Here is a 16,312-nt window from a genome sequence, read left to right as displayed (position 1 = left end):
AAGCTGATCGCTCCGATCGCGATGGAAGAAGGTCTGCGCTTCGCAATCCGCGAAGGCGGCCGTACCGTCGGCGCCGGCGTGGTTGCCAAGATCATCGCCTAAAAGTAATACTGCTGTACCTCCGGGCGGAACGATTCTGTTCCGCCCAACAATAGAGTGTTGCGCGAAATACCCAAGTAGCGTATAATGCTCGATTCAACTAGAAGTTTTTGTAGGGGCGTAGCTCAATTGGCAGAGCGTCGGTCTCCAAAACCGAAGGTTGGGGGTTCGATGCCCTCCGCCCCTGCCACCGAATTCGGTGCCAGGCACCCGAAAGTAAATTAAGTATGTCTAATCAATCCGTGCAAACCGTCGGCACCTCGAACGACAAGTTCAAGGTCGCGCTGGCAGTGGTTGCTACGATTGCAGGCGTGGTCGGCTTTTTCATTCTGAAAGGCCAGAACAAACCAGCCCTGATGTGCGCAGGCGCACTCGTGGCTGGTTTGGCTATTGCCGTCCTGCTGTTGTGGACTTCCGCGACCGGTCGCGATTTCCTGAGCTTCGCGAAGGAATCCGTACGTGAAACGAAGAAGGTTGTATGGCCTACCCGCAAGGAAGCGACCCAGATCACCGCCGTGGTGTTCGGGTTCGTGCTGGTGATGGCAATTTTCCTGTGGGGCACGGATAAGATTCTTGAATTTCTGATGTACGACGTGATCCTGGGGTGGAAATAATAATGAGCGAAAACGCTGACAACGTGCCGGGTGAAGTCCCGGCGGCCGGCGTTCCGGCACAAGACGCTGATGCGCCGCTGAGTACTCCGGTCAGCAACAAGCGCTGGTACGTCGTGCATGTCTACTCCGGCATGGAGAAGAGCGTGATGCGCGGCCTGACCGACCGCATCGAGCGCGGCGGCATGCAGGAACAATTCGGCCGTATCCTGGTTCCGACCGAAGAAGTGGTCGAAGTCAAGAATGGCAGCAAATCAGTGACCGAGCGTCGCTTCTTCCCGGGTTATGTGCTGGTCGAGATGGAGATGACCGACGAGACCTGGCACCTCGTGAAGAACACGCCGAAAGTCACCGGCTTCATCGGCGGCAAGAGCAACAAGCCGACGCCGATTCCGACGCGCGAGATCGACAAGATCATGCAGCAGGTCCAGGAAGGTGTCGAGAAGCCGCGGCCCAAAGTGCTGTACGAAGTGGGCGAGCAGGTGCGTATCAAGGAAGGCCCGTTCACCGACTTCAACGGCTCTGTCGAGGAAGTCAACTACGAAAAATCGAAGGTGCGTGTGTCTGTCACCATCTTCGGCCGCGCGACTCCGGTGGAACTGGAGTTCGGGCAGGTAGAGAAAGTCTAAAACGCCGAATCGGAGCGTCGCAGCAGCAAGGCGGAATCCGATAAGAGGAGCTCCGCCGGATAAGTGGTGGAGCGCTACCACTCATAATCGACATAGGAGCCAAAAAAATGGCAAAGAAAATCGTCGGTTTTATCAAGCTGCAAGTGCCGGCTGGTAAAGCAAACCCGTCCCCCCCGATCGGCCCGGCCCTCGGCCAGCGCGGTCTGAACATCATGGAATTCTGCAAGGCCTTCAATGCCAAGACTCAAGGCATGGAACCGGGCATGCCGATTCCGGTCGTGATCACCGCCTTCGCGGACAAGTCGTTCACCTTCGAGATGAAGACCCCGCCGGCAACGTACCTGATCAAGAAGCTGTCGGGCGTCACCAAAGGTTCGCCGAAGCCGCATACCGACAAGGTCGGCACGCTGACCCGTGCCCAGGCTGAAGAAATCGCAAAAATCAAGCAGCCGGACCTGACCGCCGCTGACCTGGACGCTGCTGTGCGCGTCGTGGCCGGCTCGGCACGTTCGATGGGCATCACGGTGGAGGGTATCTAATATGGCCAAGCTGTCCAAGCGCGTCAAAGAAATCAAAGCCAAGGTCGACCGTAACAAGGCCTACGCTTTCGACAACGCCGTTGCAATCGTCAAAGAATTCGCAACCGCCAAGTTCAACGAGTCGATCGACGTCGCCGTGCAACTGGGCGTGGATCCGAAGAAGTCGGACCAGGTCGTCCGCGGTTCCGTCGTCCTGCCGGCTGGTACCGGCAAGACCGTGCGTGTCGCCGTCTTCGCACAAGGCGACAAGGCCGAGCAGGCTAAAGCCGCCGGCGCCGACATCGTCGGTATGGAAGACCTGGCAGAGCGCGTCAAGGCCGGCGACATGCCGTTCGACGTCGTCATCGCTTCGCCGGACACCATGCGTATCGTCGGTACCCTGGGCCAGATCCTGGGCCCGCGCGGCCTGATGCCGAACCCGAAAGTCGGCACCGTGACCCCGGACGTGGCTGGCGCCGTGCGCAACGCCAAGGCCGGTCAGGTCCAGTACCGTACCGACAAGGCAGGTATCATCCACGCCACGATCGGCCGCAAGTCGTTCAGCGACGAACAGCTGAAGACCAACCTGGTCGCGCTGATCGACGCCCTGAACAAGGCCAAGCCGGCTTCGTCGAAGGGTATCTACCTGCGCAAGGTCGCGATCTCGTCGACCATGGGCGCTGGCGTGCGTGTCGATCACGCTACCCTGGCTGCTTAAGTAAAGAATTAAGTCCCCGCAGAACATCGCGGGGCAGATCTTTGGGCTGGCGGACTGAACCCCGCCAGGCAATCAAAGACCGTTGGGCCGAATGCAGCAGGCAGGCAAGAGGTTAAAAAGCAAACCCAACGCAGATGGCGAACCCGAACAAGTTTTGTAGTCGATGCTTTTGTCGTACTTCTTAACTTCGGACGCCGTGTTCGAACCGATGCGGGGGACGTCCCTCACATCATTTAAGGAGATTGACCGTGGGTCTTAATCTGAATGACAAAAAGGTCGTCGTCGAAGAAGTTAGCGCGAAAGTAGCAACCGCGCAAACCATCGTCGTCGCCGAGTACCGTGGCATCCAGGTTAGTGCTCTGACGAAACTCCGTGCAAATGCTCGTTCGCAGGGCGTGTACCTGCGTGTTCTGAAGAACACGCTGGCTCGTCGCGCTGTGGAAGGCACCCAGTTCGCACCCCTCGCTGACACCATGGTTGGTCCGCTGATCTACTCGATCTCGGACGACGCCGTGGCAGCCGCCAAGGTGCTCAGCGACTTCTCGAAGACCAACGACAAACTGGTGGTCAAGGGCGGTAACTACGCTGGCAAGAACCTGGATGTCGCTGGCGTCAACGCGCTGGCAAGCATCCCGAGCCGTGAAGTCCTCATCGCCCAGCTGCTGGGCGTCATGCAGGCTCCGGTGTCCGGCTTTGCACGAGTTCTGGCTGCAATCGCAGCACAAAAAGGCGAAGGTTCCGCAGCTCCGGCAGAAGCCGCAGCAGCAGAATAAGCAAGCCTTTTTGGTCAAGTACTAATCACAATCAAATATTTGGAGTTTCAAATGGCAATTAGCAAAGAAGAGTTCCTGGACGCAGTTGGCGCAATGTCGGTCATGGAACTGAACGACCTGGTCAAGGCATTCGAAGAGAAGTTCGGCGTGTCGGCAGCTGCAATGGCCGCACCGGCAGCTGGCGGCGGCGCCGCTGCACCGGCTGCTGAAGAGCAGACCGAATTCAACGTCGTCCTGACCGAAGTCGGCGCGAACAAGGTCGGCGTCATCAAGGCCGTCCGCGAAATCACCGGCCTGGGCCTGAAAGAAGCCAAGGACGTCGTTGATGGCGCACCGAAGACCGTCAAGGAAGCCCTGCCGAAAGCTGACGCTGAAGCCGCCAAGAAGAAGCTGGAAGAAGCTGGCGCCAAGGCCGAGCTCAAGTAATACATATGCAAAGGGCGCTGAATCAGCGCCCCGCGCCGGAGTCAAAGCGCGCAGATCCCCGCCGGAAGGTGGGGTATGCGGCTTTGGCTCTTTTGTCGTCCCTACGACAAAATACGGAATACCCCTGTTTCAGAAGCACCGCAGCACAGCATTATCGTAACACAGCAGCACCGGTTCCCAATCACCCGGCGGAATGCGGCGAGATTTGAGGCCTTGCATGTGGTGGCTTAACCACTGGCAATTCCTGAATTCTCATCCTTTCTGTCACTCACGGAGTGTCCATGCACTACTCATTTACTGAGAAGAAACGCATTCGCAAGTCGTTCGCGAAGCGCGCCAACGTTCACAACGTTCCCTACCTCCTCGCTACGCAGCTGGAGTCTTACGAGAATTTCCTGCAAGCGGATGCAGGGCCCTCCGTACGCAAGAACGAAGGTCTGCAATCGGCTTTCACCTCCATCTTCCCGATCGTGTCGCACAACGGTTTTGCGCGCCTCGAGTTCCTCTCCTACGTGCTGGGTGACCCCGCTTTCGACGTCAAGGAATGCCAACAACGCGGCCTGACCTTCGCGTCGCCGCTGCGCGCCAAGGTGCGCCTGGTGATCCTGGACAAGGAATCGCCGACCAAGCCGGTCGTGAAGGAAATGAAGGAACAGGAAGTGTACATGGGCGAACTGCCGCTCATGACCGCCAACGGTTCGTTCGTGATCAACGGCACCGAGCGCGTGATCGTCTCGCAGTTGCACCGTTCGCCGGGCGTGTTCTTCGAGCACGACCGCGGCAAGACGCACTCGTCGGGCAAGCTGCTGTTCTCGGCACGTATCATTCCTTACCGCGGCTCGTGGCTGGACTTCGAGTTCGACCCGAAGGACATCCTGTTCTTCCGCGTCGACCGCCGCCGCAAGATGCCGGTGACGATCCTGCTGAAAGCCATCGGCATGACGCCGGAGCAGATCCTCGCGAACTTCTTCGTGTTCGACAACTTCAACCTGCGTTCGGAAGGCGCGGAACTGGAATTCGTGGCCGAGCGCCTGCGCGGTGAAGTCGCGCGCTTCGACATCGTCGATCCGAAAACCGGCAAGACGCTGGTAACGAAGGACAAGCGCATCAACGCCAAGAACGTGCGCGACGTCGAAAACGCCGGCATCACGCACATCTCGGTGCCGGAAGACTACCTGGTCGGCCGCGTGCTGGCGAAGAACGTCGTCGACGGCGACACCGGCGAGATCATCGCCAACGCCAACGACGAGCTGACCGACGAGCTGCTGGGCAAGCTGCGCGACGCCAACATCGACGCGATCCAGACGCTGTACACCAACGACCTGGACCAGGGCGCCTACATCTCGCAGACGCTGCGCACCGACGACACCGCCGACCAGACCGCTGCCCGCGTGGCGATCTATCGCATGATGCGTCCTGGCGAACCGCCGACCGAAGAATCGGTGGAGGCGCTGTTCCACGGCCTGTTCTACAGCCCGGAACGCTACGACCTGTCGGCCGTGGGCCGCATGAAGTTCAACCGCCGCATCGGCCGTGACGAACTGGTCGGCGACATGACCCTGTCGAACGAAGACATCCTGGCCGTGATCAAGATCCTGGTCGAGCTGCGCAATGGCCGCGGCGAAGTCGACGACATCGACCACCTGGGTAACCGCCGCGTGCGTTGCGTGGGCGAACTGGCCGAAAACCAGTTCCGCGCCGGCCTCGTGCGTGTCGAACGCGCCGTCAAGGAACGCCTCGGCCAGGCCGAAGCGGACAACCTGATGCCGCACGACCTGATCAACAGCAAGCCGATCTCGGCCGCGATCCGCGAATTCTTCGGTTCGTCGCAGCTGTCGCAGTTCATGGACCAGACCAACCCGCTGTCGGAAATCACGCACAAACGCCGTGTCTCCGCACTGGGCCCGGGCGGCCTGACCCGCGAGCGCGCCGGCTTCGAAGTCCGCGACGTGCACCCGACCCACTACGGCCGCGTCTGCCCGATCGAAACGCCTGAAGGCCCGAACATCGGCCTGATCAACTCGCTGGCACTGTTTGCCCGCCTGAACGAATACGGCTTCCTGGAAACCCCGTACCGCAAGGTCGACGGTTCGAAAGTCACCGACAAGATCGAATACCTGTCGGCGATCGAAGAAGGCCGCTACATCATCGCCCAGGCGAACGCGCAGATCAACGCAGAAGGCCAGTTGGTCGACGAGCTGGTCTCGGCACGTGAAGCGGGCGAGACCATCCTCGTGTCGCCGGAACGCATCCAGTACATGGACGTGGCCCCGGGCCAGATCGTGTCGGTGGCGGCATCGCTGATTCCGTTCCTCGAGCACGATGACGCGAACCGTGCACTGATGGGCGCCAACATGCAGCGCCAGGCCGTGCCTTGCCTGCGTCCGGAAAAAGCCTTCGTCGGTACCGGCATCGAGCGCACCGTGGCGGTGGACTCGGGCACGACCGTGCAGGCGACCCGTGGCGGTATCGTCGATTACGTCGACGCCGGCCGCGTGGTGATCCGAGTGAACGACGAAGAAGCGCAGGCTGGTGAAGTCGGTGTCGACATCTACAACCTGATCAAGTACACCCGTTCGAACCAGAACACCAACATCAACCAGCGTCCGATCGTGAAAGTGGGCGATCGCGTGGCTCGCGGCGACGTCATCGCCGACGGCGCGTCGACCGACCTGGGCGAACTGGCACTCGGCCAGAACATGCTGGTGGCGTTCATGCCGTGGAACGGCCTGAACTTCGAGGACTCGATCCTGATCTCGGAAAACGTCGTCAAGGATGACCGCTACACCTCGATCCACATCGAGGAACTGTCGGTCGTCGCACGCGACACGAAGCTGGGTCCTGAAGAAATCACCCGCGACATCTCGAACCTGGCGGAAAACCAGCTGGCTCGCCTGGACGAGTCGGGCATCGTCTACATCGGCGCCGAAGTGCAGGCCGGTGACGTGCTGGTCGGTAAGGTGACGCCGAAGGGCGAAACCCAGCTGACGCCGGAAGAGAAGCTGCTGCGCGCGATCTTCGGTGAAAAAGCGTCGGACGTGAAGGACACGTCGCTGCGCGTGCCGTCGGGCATGGTCGGTACCGTGATCGACGTGCAGGTGTTCACCCGTGAAGGCATCGTGCGCGACAAGCGCGCCCAGCAGATCATCGACGACGAGCTGAAGCGCTTCCGCCTGGACCTGAACGACCAGCTGCGTATCGTGGAAGGCGACGCGTTCCAGCGTCTGGAGCGTCTGCTCGTCGGCAAGACCGTCAACGGCGGTCCGAAGAAGCTGGCCAAGGGTGCCGTGATCGACAAGGCCTACCTGGACGACCTGGACAAGTTCCACTGGTTCGACATCCGTCCGGCCGACGACGAAACGGCCAACGCACTGGAGGCGATGAAGGAGTCGATCAACGAGAAGCGTCACCAGTTCGACCTGGCGTTCGAAGAGAAGCGCAAGAAGCTCACGCAGGGCGACGAGCTGCAGCCGGGCGTGCAGAAGATGGTCAAGGTCTACCTGGCCGTCAAGCGCCGCCTGCAGTCGGGCGACAAGATGGCAGGCCGCCACGGTAACAAGGGTGTCGTCTCGCGTATCGTGCCGGTGGAAGACATGCCGTTCATGGCCGACGGTACGCCGGCCGACGTCGTGCTGAACCCGCTGGGCGTGCCGTCGCGTATGAACGTCGGTCAGATCCTGGAAACCCACCTGGGTTGGGCCGCGAAAGGCCTGGGTCTGCGCCTGGGCGAAATGATCAAGGCCAAGGCCGAGACCGAGCAACTGCGCGCGTTCCTGGGCAAGATCTACAACGAAACGGGCAAGAAGGAAGACCTGGACAACTTCAGCGACCAGGAAATCGTCGAGCTGGCGAACAACCTCAAGAACGGCGTGCCGTTCGCGACCCCGGTGTTCGACGGTGCCCACGAAGAAGAGATCCGCCGCATGCTGGATCTGGCCTTCCCGGACGAGATCGCGGCCCACCTGGGCATGACCCCGTCGAAGAACCAAGTCACGATGTACGACGGCCGCACCGGCGAAGCATTCGAGCGCAAGGTGACCGTGGGCTTCATGCACATGCTGAAGCTGCACCACCTGGTCGACGACAAGATGCACGCCCGCTCGACCGGTCCTTACTCGCTGGTGACGCAGCAGCCGCTGGGCGGTAAAGCCCAGTTCGGTGGCCAGCGCTTCGGTGAGATGGAGGTGTGGGCACTGGAAGCGTACGGCGCATCGTATGTGCTGCAGGAAATGCTGACCGTCAAGTCGGACGACGTGAACGGCCGTACCAAGGTGTACGAGAACCTGGTCAAGGGCGACCACGTGATCGACGCCGGTATGCCGGAATCGTTCAACGTGCTGGTGAAGGAAATCCGCTCGCTGGGTATCGACATCGATCTCGAGCGCAGCTAAGACAGCAGCACGGCCGCCAGCCTTCGGGCTGGCCCGCGACCCCAACATCGTCGTTCCCGCGCAGGCGGGAACCTGAGTTCGGTGAATCGCCGAAAAACTTGGATCCCCGCCTGCGCGGGGATGACGGTTTTAAGGAATGTGGTTCCAGCAAGCACTGGCGAAAATCAGTGAGAAGCTGGCGGTAGTAGTAGGTACAGAATTCAATCACCCGGAGTGATAAATGAAAGCACTGCTCGATCTATTCAAGCAAGTTCAGCAAAACGAGAGCTTCGACGCCATCAAGATTGGCCTGGCGTCGCCCGAGAAAATCCGTTCGTGGTCGTTCGGCGAAGTCAAGAAGCCGGAGACCATCAACTACCGTACGTTCAAGCCGGAACGTGATGGCCTGTTTTGCGCGAAAATCTTTGGTCCGATCAAGGACTACGAATGCCTGTGCGGCAAGTACAAGCGCCTGAAGCACCGCGGCGTGATCTGCGAGAAGTGCGGCGTCGAAGTCACCCTGGCGAAAGTCCGTCGTGAGCGCATGGGCCACATCGAGCTGGCCTCGCCGGTCGCGCACATCTGGTTCCTGAAGTCGCTGCCGTCGCGTCTGGGCATGGTCCTGGACATGACGCTGCGCGATATCGAACGCGTCCTGTACTTCGAAGCATACGTCGTGACCGATCCGGGCATGACCCCGCTGAAGAAGTGCCAGATCATGTCGGAAGACGACTACGCCGCCAAGTACGAAGAGTACGGCGACGACTTCACCGCATTCATGGGCGCCGAAGGCATCCGTGAACTGCTGCGCTCGATCGACATCGACCGCGAAGCCGAAGCCCTGCGCGTCGAACTCAAAGAGTCGAAGTCGGAAGCCAAGATCAAGAAATACGCCAAGCGCCTGAAAGTGCTCGAGGCGTTCCAGCGTTCGGGCATCAAGCCGGAATGGATGATCATGGAAGTGCTCCCGGTCCTGCCGCCGGAGCTGCGTCCGCTCGTCCCGCTGGATGGCGGCCGTTTCGCCACGTCCGACCTGAACGACCTGTATCGCCGCGTCATCAACCGTAATAACCGCCTGAAGCGCCTGATGGAACTGCGCGCGCCGGAAATCATTACGCGTAACGAGAAGCGCATGCTGCAGGAAGCCGTGGACTCGCTGCTGGACAACGGCCGTCGCGGCAAGGCGATGACCGGCGCCAACAAGCGTCCGCTGAAGTCGCTGGCTGAAATGATCAAGGGTAAGGGCGGCCGCTTCCGTCAGAACCTGCTGGGCAAGCGCGTCGACTACTCGGGCCGTTCGGTCATCGTGGTGGGTCCGCAGCTGAAACTGCACCAGTGTGGTCTGCCGAAGCTGATGGCCCTCGAACTGTTCAAGCCGTTCATCTTCAACAAGCTGGAACTGATGGGTCTGGCAACGACCATCAAGGCTGCGAAGAAGCTCGTCGAGCAGCAGGAACCGGTCGTCTGGGACATCCTGGAAGAAGTCATCAAGGAACACCCGGTGATGCTGAACCGTGCGCCGACGCTGCACCGTCTCGGTATCCAGGCGTTCGAGCCGGTCCTGATCGAAGGTAAAGCGATCCAGCTGCACCCGCTGGTCTGCGCGGCGTTCAACGCCGACTTCGACGGTGACCAGATGGCAGTCCACGTCCCGCTGTCGATCGAAGCACAGATGGAAGCGCGTACGCTGATGCTGGCGTCGAACAACATCCTGTTCCCGTCGAACGGCGAACCGTCGATCGTGCCGTCGCAGGATATCGTGCTGGGTCTGTACTACGCGACCCGCGAGGCGATCAACGCCAAGGGCGAAGGCATGCTGTTCCCGGACGTGTCGGAAGTCATCCGCGCGTACGACAACAAGGAAGTCGAACTGGCGACCCGCATCACCGTGCGTATCGTGGAATTCCCGCGCAACGCCGAAGGCGGTTTCGACCAGACGCTGACCCGCTACGAGACCACGGTCGGCCGTGCGATCCTGTCCGAGATCCTGCCGAAAGGCCTGCCGTTCTCGGTGCTGAACCGCGCGCTGAAGAAGAAGGAAATCTCGAAGCTGATCAACACGTCGTTCCGCAAGTGCGGCCTGCGTGCGACCGTCGTGTTCGCCGACAAGCTGATGCAGTCGGGCTTCCGTCTCGCAACGCGCGCCGGTATCTCGATCGCCGTGGACGACATGCTGATCCCGGACGTCAAGAAGACCATGATCTCGACCGCCGAAGCGGAAGTGAAGCAGATCGAGCAGCAGTACGCCTCGGGTCTGGTCACCGCCGGCGAGCGTTACAACAAGGTCGTCGACATCTGGGGCAAGACCTCGGACGAAGTGGGCAAGGCGATGATGGACCAGCTGAAAGTCGAGCCGGTCACGAAGCGCGACGGCACCCAGGGCACGCAAGAGTCGTTCAACGCCATCTACATGATGGCCGACTCGGGCGCCCGTGGTTCCGCAGCCCAGATCCGTCAGCTGGCCGGTATGCGCGGCCTGATGGCGAAGCCGGACGGCTCGATTATCGAAACGCCGATTACCGCGAACTTCCGCGAAGGCCTGAACGTTCTGCAGTACTTCATCTCGACGCACGGCGCCCGTAAAGGTCTGGCCGACACCGCGCTGAAGACGGCAAACTCGGGTTACCTGACCCGTCGTCTGGTCGACGTGACGCAGGATCTGGTCGTGACGGAAGACGATTGCGGCACCTCCAACGGCACGCACATGAAGGCGATGGTCGAAGGCGGTGAAGTGATCGAAGCCCTGCGCGACCGTATCCTCGGCCGCGTGACCGGTACCGACGTCGTCAATCCGGAAACGCAGGCGACCCTGTACGAAGCCGGCACGCTGCTGGACGAAGACATGGTCGAAGAGATCGAGCGTCTGGGCATCGACGAAGTCAAGGTCCGCACGCCGCTGAACTGCGACACCCGTTACGGCCTGTGCGCGAAGTGCTATGGCCGTGACCTGGGCCGCGGCATGCTGGTCAACTCCGGCGAAGCCGTCGGTGTGGTGGCAGCACAGTCGATCGGTGAGCCGGGTACCCAGCTGACCATGCGTACGTTCCACATCGGTGGTGCGGCATCGCGTGCGGCGGTGGCATCGTCGGTGGAAGCCAAGTCGAACGGTACGGTCCGCTTCACGGCGACCATGCGTTACGTGACCAACGGCAAGGGCGCCCAGATCGTCATTTCGCGTTCGGGCGAAGTGCTGATCACGGACGACCACGGCCGCGAGCGCGAGCGTCACAAGGTGCCGTACGGCGCGACCCTGGCTGTCCAGGACGGCATGGTGGTGAAAGCCGGCCTGCCGCTGGCAACGTGGGACCCGCTGACCCGTCCGATCATCACCGAGTACGCCGGTACGATCAAGTTCGAGAACGTGGAAGAGGGCGTCACCGTCGCTCGCCAGGTGGACGACGTGACCGGCCTGTCGACCCTGGTCGCGATCGACCCGAAACGCCGCGGTTCGGGCAAGGTCAATCGTCCGCAGGTCAAGCTGCTCAACGCCGAAGGCCAGGAAGTCAAGATCGCCGGCACCGAGCACGCCGTGACGATCGGCTTCCAGGTCGGCGCGCTGATCATGGTGAAGGATGGCCAGCAAGTGTCGGTGGGTGAAGTGCTTGCACGTATCCCGACCGAATCGCAGAAGACCCGTGACATTACCGGTGGTCTGCCGCGCGTTGCCGAGCTGTTCGAAGCCCGTTCGCCGAAAGATGCCGGTATGCTGGCGGAAGTCACCGGTACGGTCGCATTCGGTAAAGAGACCAAGGGCAAACAGCGCCTGGAAATCACCGACATGGACGGCAACAAGCACGAGTTCCTGATCACCAAGGACAAGCAAGTGCTGGTGCACGACGGCCAGGTGGTGAACAAGGGCGAGATGATCGTGGACGGCCCGGCCGATCCGCAAGACATCCTGCGCCTGCTGGGTATCGAAGCGCTGGCCCGCTACATCGTCGACGAAGTGCAGGACGTGTACCGTCTGCAGGGCGTGAAGATCAACGACAAGCACATCGAGGTGATCGTTCGCCAGATGCTGCGTCGTGTTCAGATCGTCGAAGCCGGCGACACCGACTACATCGTCGGCGAGCAGGTGGAGCGTTCGGAACTGCTGGAAGAGAACGACCGCGTGACGGCCGCAGGCAAGCTGCCGGCGACCTACGAAAACGTGCTGCTGGGTATTACCAAGGCATCGCTGTCGACCGACTCGTTCATCTCGGCCGCATCGTTCCAGGAAACCACCCGCGTGCTGACCGAAGCGGCGATTATGGGCAAGCGCGACGGTCTGCGCGGCCTGAAGGAAAACGTCATCGTCGGCCGCCTGATCCCGGGCGGTACCGGTCTGGCATTCCACCGCGCCCGCAAGGAGAAAGAAGCGTGGGAAGCCGAAGAGCGCGCAGCGCTGCTGCAGCAGGAAAAGGCCAACATGGCTGCCGAGCTGCAGGCGATGGAAGACCAGCAGAATGCTGCGGCTTCGGTCGAGCAGCATCATGGCGACGGCGAGTGATCGCTTCAGCATTAGCTTAATCAGCTGATAAAAACGGCACCTCGAGGGGTGCCGTTTTTTTTGCCTGGCGCCTGCCGGCCTCAGTGCTGGTAGATATTCGTCCAGTTGCCCGAGCCCGTCTGGTTGACGTTGGCCACATAGCCTGCGCCAGCCTGGCTGACCGTCGCGGTGTTGCTGTTGCCGATCTGGGCAATCGTGGCTGTGTTACCGGCGCCGGTCTGGATCACCCTGGCCAGGTTGGCGTTGCCGACCTGGTTGATGTCGGCGACATGGTCGCTGCCGGTCTGGCTGGCGTCGGCGATGTTGCCCGATCCCTCCTGCCGGATCGTGATCGAGGAATCGTCGCCATCGTTCTGGACCGTGCTCGCGCTGTTCAGCGTGCCGTTCTGTACGATGTCCGGGCCGCCCGCCAGCATGTTGTTGGCGACCACCGACACGGTATTCCCATCGCCCGCTTGCGTGATCGCCGGACCGTGATAGACGGCGCCCCGCTGGCTGACCGTCAACCGGTTGCCCGTGCCGGATTGTGAGGTCCGGATGCTCGTATCGGCACTCTCGATCTGCTCGACGCGCGCAACGTTGCCGCTGCCGCTCTGGTCGACGATGACAGGACTCGACGTGACGATGGCTTGCGCGATGGCGGCATCGTTCCCGTTCCCGAGTTGGGTGATCCGCGCTTCAACCAGTCCGTGCGTTCCCCTCGCGCCATCTTGCGTGATGCCTGCATTGTTCCCGGTGCCGTTCTGGCTGACCACGGCGGTCACACCGTAGCGGATGTCGCGCTGGAAGATGCCCCCGCTCGTGGCGCCGGGGCCGCCCACATGGTTGTCGTTGCCGGTCTGCGTGATCGATGCGCTGTCCGGCTGCGTCGTGTCGTACGGTGTCAGGCCAACCTGCTCCGAGGCCGCGGTGTTGCCGTTGCCCTGCTGCGCGACCGCGATGGTCTGGCTCGACGCGACGTGGCTGGCGCAGGCCAGGATGGCGCCAATGGCGATTGCCGAAAGTCTGGATTTCATGAGCGTGCTCCTCGCGTATCAGTGCTGGTAGACGTTCGACCAGTTGCCCGAACCGCTCTGGTTCACGTTGGCGACATACTCGGATGGGCCGGACTGGTTCACCGTCGCGCCGTTGATATTGCCGATCTGGACAATCGAGGCCTTCAGGAAGCCGTTGGCCTGGGTCAGGTTGGCAATGTTGCCGTTGCCGCTCTGGCTGATGTCCGCGAAACCGGCGCCCGACTCGCTTGCGTTGACAACGTTGCCGACGCCCTGTTGTGAGAGGGTAAGCATGATATCGGTGTCGATCAGCAGTACATTCGCGCTGTTCACACTGCCGTCCTGGGTGATCCTGGCGCCGGGGCCAAGAAGATTGTCCGCGTAGATCGCGACCGTATTGCCTTCGCCGGTCTGGTTCACCTGCGGGCCGCCATGCGAGCTCCTCAAGTGTTCCGCCGTGGTCGTGTTGCCGGTACCGTTCTGCGTGATGTGGAACGACGCGTCGCCGGTGTCGACCTGCAGCAGGCGTGCCAGGTTGGCGCTGCCGTTCTGGTCGATGGACACATCGTTGGACACCGCGTGCGTCTGCGTGATCGCCGCATCGTTCCCGTTGCCTTGCTGGGTAATCACGGCCGTGACCGGCGGCGGGTTCGGCCCGGGCCTGCCGTCCTGCGTGATGCCGGCATTGTTGCCTGTCCCGGTCTGGGTGACCAGCGCACGCGCGCCGCCGTTCGGAGAGAGGATCTGGAAGATGCCGGCGCTCGTGCCGCCGGGACCGCCGACATGGTTGTCATTCCCGATCTGCGTGATCGATGCGGTGGTGGATGAATAGATGACTGCCTCGGGCGTCGTATTCACCTGCTCCGCGGCAGCTGTGTTGCCGCTGCCCTGCTGTGTGACCGTGATGGTCTGGCCCGACGCGGCCAGGCTGGCACAGGCCAGGCCGACGCCGAGCGCGATGGTCGAGAGTGCGAGTTTCATGGAGTACTCCTCGAAGTGGACAGGGGCGTTATCGAAAGCGATTCAGCGGCCCCTAATGCTGAACGATGGTGGCCGACTTGCCGTTGCCATACTGGGTGATGCGCGCATAGCCGTGCTGGCCGTACTGCTCGATGCGGGCCGTGTTCAACGCGCCCTGCTGGTCGATGCCGGCGCGGTTGCCTGCGCCTGCCTGCAGGATGCTGGCCGTGTTCCGCTGGCCGCTCTGCTGCACGACGGCCTCGTTGTCCAGGCCCGTCTGGAGCAGGCTGGCGTTGTTGTCGCTGCCCGCCTGCGACACCGATGCCCGGCCTGGCGCGGCGGGCATCGGTGTCGCGGCAATGACGGCGGTCGGCACATCGAGTTCGGACGGTCCCAGGTCGCCCGCGCAGGCGCCCACGAGGATGCCGCTAGCCAGAAGCAGGCCGCAGGCGCCGTGCCGCAGCGCGTTCATGGCGCGCTCCCCGCGGCGGCCAGGTAGCGCCGCAGCACCGGATTGGATACCCCGTCCTCGTCCTGCGGCGCCCAGTTCCCGGCCCGGATGCCCTGCGCGATCAGGTGCACCACGGCGGCCTCGATCGCCTCGCCCACGCACAACTGCGTCGGCTCGTTGCGGGTCGTGCCCGCCTCGAATTCCGCCAGGTCCTTCACGTTGACGAACTTGAAGACGCTCGGATGCAGCTCGTACGAATAAATGGTCTTGGTGGTCGACACGCTCTGCAGGATCTGGCCGCCGCGGATGTCGACCGTGCGCAGGTTGACGGTCACCTGGTCGACCCGGTACTGGGTGCTCATCCCGATGCCGAGGAAGCGCGCGCCCACGCCGCCGGTGCGCACATTGCTCTCGTAGGCGACGACGCCGCCTTCGATCAGGACCGAGGCCGCGAGCAGGGGCGGCATCTGCACGGGCGGCGTCCCCGCCGGCTGCGGCATCTCCAGCGCGCGCACGATCTTGCGTTCGGTGAGCAGATTCTGCAGGTTCTCGCGTTCGACCGGGATGAACCAGCCCGAGTCCTGCAGCGCCCGGATCAGCATCGACGACGCACCCTGCGTCACCGCGGTGGAGAACGAGCTGTCCGGCGCCGGCTTGTACTGGCCGGTCTGGTCGCGGATGCCGTACACGGCCACGGCGATCCTGCCCTTCGGTGGCGGCAGGGTGAGCAGGTCGCGCCGGATGGCGGTGTCGGGCGTCAGCCGGGCATTGTCACGCACCGCCGAGGGCACATGGGCGCATCCGGCCAGCGCGCACAGCAGTGCCAACACGGCCAGCCGCGCGTTCATTGTCCCACCTCGAACGAGGTCACGGCGCCGGTCGTCTTGTCCGTCGTGGTCACGCGCAGCACGCCGCCGCCCAGGTCGGTCACCGTGATGACGAAGTTCTCGGTCGAAAAGGTCCCCGGCAACAGTTTGCCGTCCGAACCCATCAGCTTCGACGTCGCGGCCGACGCGAGCTGGCTCAGCATCATGCGTTCGAGCGTCTGGTTGAACTGTTGGAGGGGCGACTGGTTCAGCGGCGACGACCCGCCGAGGCCCGACAGGCCATGCTTGTTGGTCGCCGACGCCGCACCGAGCAGGCCCGGACCGTTGGAGGGCGCGCCGCCGAAATTCGGGTTGACCGGCACGTAGACCAGTTCGGAAGCGCACGCGGCGGCGCCCCAGAGCGCGAGGCTGCAGGCGACAGGCAGGGACAGTCGGTGGGACATGGC

At 62.2% G+C, this 16,312-nt stretch carries 13 protein-coding genes, 1 tRNA gene and 1 pseudogene; 10 read left to right on the top strand and 5 right to left on the bottom strand.

Annotated features, from left to right (window positions below):
* The 10 genes and pseudogenes from ASD28_RS31130 to rpoC form a co-directional block, all read left to right on the top strand.
* Positions 1-102, top strand: a pseudogene (locus ASD28_RS31130) (elongation factor Tu); the annotation flags it as partial.
* Positions 103-213: 111 nt separating this feature from the next.
* A tRNA-Trp gene (locus tag ASD28_RS13950) sits at positions 214-289 on the top strand.
* Between the two features lie 37 nt (positions 290-326).
* Positions 327-713 (top strand): preprotein translocase subunit SecE, encoded by a 387-nt coding sequence (secE, locus tag ASD28_RS13945; protein ID WP_056128720.1) that lies wholly within the window; start codon positions 327-329, stop codon positions 711-713.
* A 2-nt stretch (positions 714-715) separates the two neighbouring features.
* Positions 716-1,339 carry a transcription termination/antitermination protein NusG gene (gene nusG, locus ASD28_RS13940; protein ID WP_229412144.1) on the top strand — a complete coding sequence of 208 codons (624 nt, stop codon included), beginning with the start codon at positions 716-718 and terminating at the stop codon, positions 1,337-1,339.
* Between the two features lie 107 nt (positions 1,340-1,446).
* Positions 1,447-1,878, top strand: coding sequence for a 50S ribosomal protein L11 (rplK, locus tag ASD28_RS13935; RefSeq protein WP_056128716.1), 432 nt, complete (start codon positions 1,447-1,449; stop codon positions 1,876-1,878).
* A 1-nt stretch (position 1,879) separates the two neighbouring features.
* Positions 1,880-2,575 (top strand): 50S ribosomal protein L1, encoded by a 696-nt coding sequence (gene rplA / locus ASD28_RS13930; RefSeq protein WP_056128713.1) that lies wholly within the window; start codon positions 1,880-1,882, stop codon positions 2,573-2,575.
* Between the two features lie 248 nt (positions 2,576-2,823).
* Positions 2,824-3,348, top strand: coding sequence for a 50S ribosomal protein L10 (gene rplJ / locus ASD28_RS13925; RefSeq protein ID WP_056128711.1), 525 nt, complete (start codon positions 2,824-2,826; stop codon positions 3,346-3,348).
* A 51-nt stretch (positions 3,349-3,399) separates the two neighbouring features.
* On the top strand, positions 3,400-3,774 hold the full coding sequence (gene rplL / locus ASD28_RS13920) for a 50S ribosomal protein L7/L12 (RefSeq protein ID WP_056128709.1): 375 nt from the start codon (positions 3,400-3,402) through the stop codon (positions 3,772-3,774).
* Positions 3,775-4,055: 281 nt separating this feature from the next.
* Positions 4,056-8,165: a DNA-directed RNA polymerase subunit beta gene (gene rpoB, locus ASD28_RS13915; protein WP_056128706.1), complete on the top strand. Its 4,110-nt coding sequence runs from the start codon at positions 4,056-4,058 to the stop codon at positions 8,163-8,165.
* A gap of 220 nt (positions 8,166-8,385) precedes the next feature.
* Entirely contained in the window at positions 8,386-12,633 is a 4,248-nt protein-coding gene (gene rpoC, locus ASD28_RS13910; protein ID WP_056128704.1) for a DNA-directed RNA polymerase subunit beta', read from the top strand.
* 80 nt (positions 12,634-12,713) lie between these two features.
* Here the strand turns inward: rpoC and ASD28_RS13905 are convergent, their stop codons facing one another.
* Genes ASD28_RS13905 through ASD28_RS13885 form a run of 5 tightly spaced genes read right to left on the bottom strand, consistent with a single transcriptional unit; the run spans position 12,714 to position 16,309 of the window.
* Positions 12,714-13,649, bottom strand: a complete 936-nt coding sequence (locus ASD28_RS13905; RefSeq protein WP_056128701.1) for a hypothetical protein — start codon at positions 13,647-13,649, stop codon at positions 12,714-12,716.
* Positions 13,650-13,667: 18 nt separating this feature from the next.
* Positions 13,668-14,609, bottom strand: coding sequence for a hypothetical protein (locus ASD28_RS13900; protein ID WP_056128696.1), 942 nt, complete (start codon positions 14,607-14,609; stop codon positions 13,668-13,670).
* Between the two features lie 52 nt (positions 14,610-14,661).
* A complete protein-coding gene (locus tag ASD28_RS13895; protein WP_056128693.1) occupies positions 14,662-15,060 on the bottom strand; it encodes a hypothetical protein in 399 nt (132 codons plus the stop codon).
* Positions 15,057-15,887 (bottom strand): CsgG/HfaB family protein, encoded by an 831-nt coding sequence (locus ASD28_RS13890; protein ID WP_056128691.1) that lies wholly within the window; start codon positions 15,885-15,887, stop codon positions 15,057-15,059. Before ASD28_RS13890 ends, ASD28_RS13895 begins: the two co-directional genes overlap by 4 nt.
* Entirely contained in the window at positions 15,884-16,309 is a 426-nt protein-coding gene (locus tag ASD28_RS13885) for a curli assembly protein CsgF (RefSeq protein WP_056128689.1), read from the bottom strand. Before ASD28_RS13885 ends, ASD28_RS13890 begins: the two co-directional genes overlap by 4 nt.
* Positions 16,310-16,312: the final 3 nt, after the last annotated feature.

Source organism: Massilia sp. Root133 (assembly GCF_001426525.1).
GTDB classification, from domain to species: Bacteria; Pseudomonadota; Gammaproteobacteria; order Burkholderiales; family Burkholderiaceae_D; genus Telluria; species Telluria orientalis.
Note: the sequence above shows the minus strand (reverse complement) of the source record. Positions and strands in the feature narration are given on the sequence as shown.

Excerpts from the sequence above, each read along its gene's own strand:
- rplK (WP_056128716.1), top strand. The coding sequence starts at position 1,447 with ATGGCAAAGAAAATCGTCGGTTTTATCAAGCTGCAAGTGCCGGCTGGT.
- ASD28_RS13905 (WP_056128701.1), bottom strand. The coding sequence starts at position 13,649 with ATGAAATCCAGACTTTCGGCAATCGCCATTGGCGCCATCCTGGCCTGC.
- nusG (WP_229412144.1), top strand. The coding sequence starts at position 716 with ATGAGCGAAAACGCTGACAACGTGCCGGGTGAAGTCCCGGCGGCCGGC.
- ASD28_RS13895 (WP_056128693.1), bottom strand. The coding sequence starts at position 15,060 with ATGAACGCGCTGCGGCACGGCGCCTGCGGCCTGCTTCTGGCTAGCGGC.
- rpoB (WP_056128706.1), top strand. The coding sequence starts at position 4,056 with ATGCACTACTCATTTACTGAGAAGAAACGCATTCGCAAGTCGTTCGCG.
- rpoC (WP_056128704.1), top strand. The coding sequence starts at position 8,386 with ATGAAAGCACTGCTCGATCTATTCAAGCAAGTTCAGCAAAACGAGAGC.
- ASD28_RS13885 (WP_056128689.1), bottom strand. The coding sequence starts at position 16,309 with ATGTCCCACCGACTGTCCCTGCCTGTCGCCTGCAGCCTCGCGCTCTGG.
- ASD28_RS13890 (WP_056128691.1), bottom strand. The coding sequence starts at position 15,887 with ATGAACGCGCGGCTGGCCGTGTTGGCACTGCTGTGCGCGCTGGCCGGA.
- secE (WP_056128720.1), top strand. The coding sequence starts at position 327 with ATGTCTAATCAATCCGTGCAAACCGTCGGCACCTCGAACGACAAGTTC.
- rplL (WP_056128709.1), top strand. The coding sequence starts at position 3,400 with ATGGCAATTAGCAAAGAAGAGTTCCTGGACGCAGTTGGCGCAATGTCG.
- rplA (WP_056128713.1), top strand. The coding sequence starts at position 1,880 with ATGGCCAAGCTGTCCAAGCGCGTCAAAGAAATCAAAGCCAAGGTCGAC.
- ASD28_RS13900 (WP_056128696.1), bottom strand. The coding sequence starts at position 14,609 with ATGAAACTCGCACTCTCGACCATCGCGCTCGGCGTCGGCCTGGCCTGT.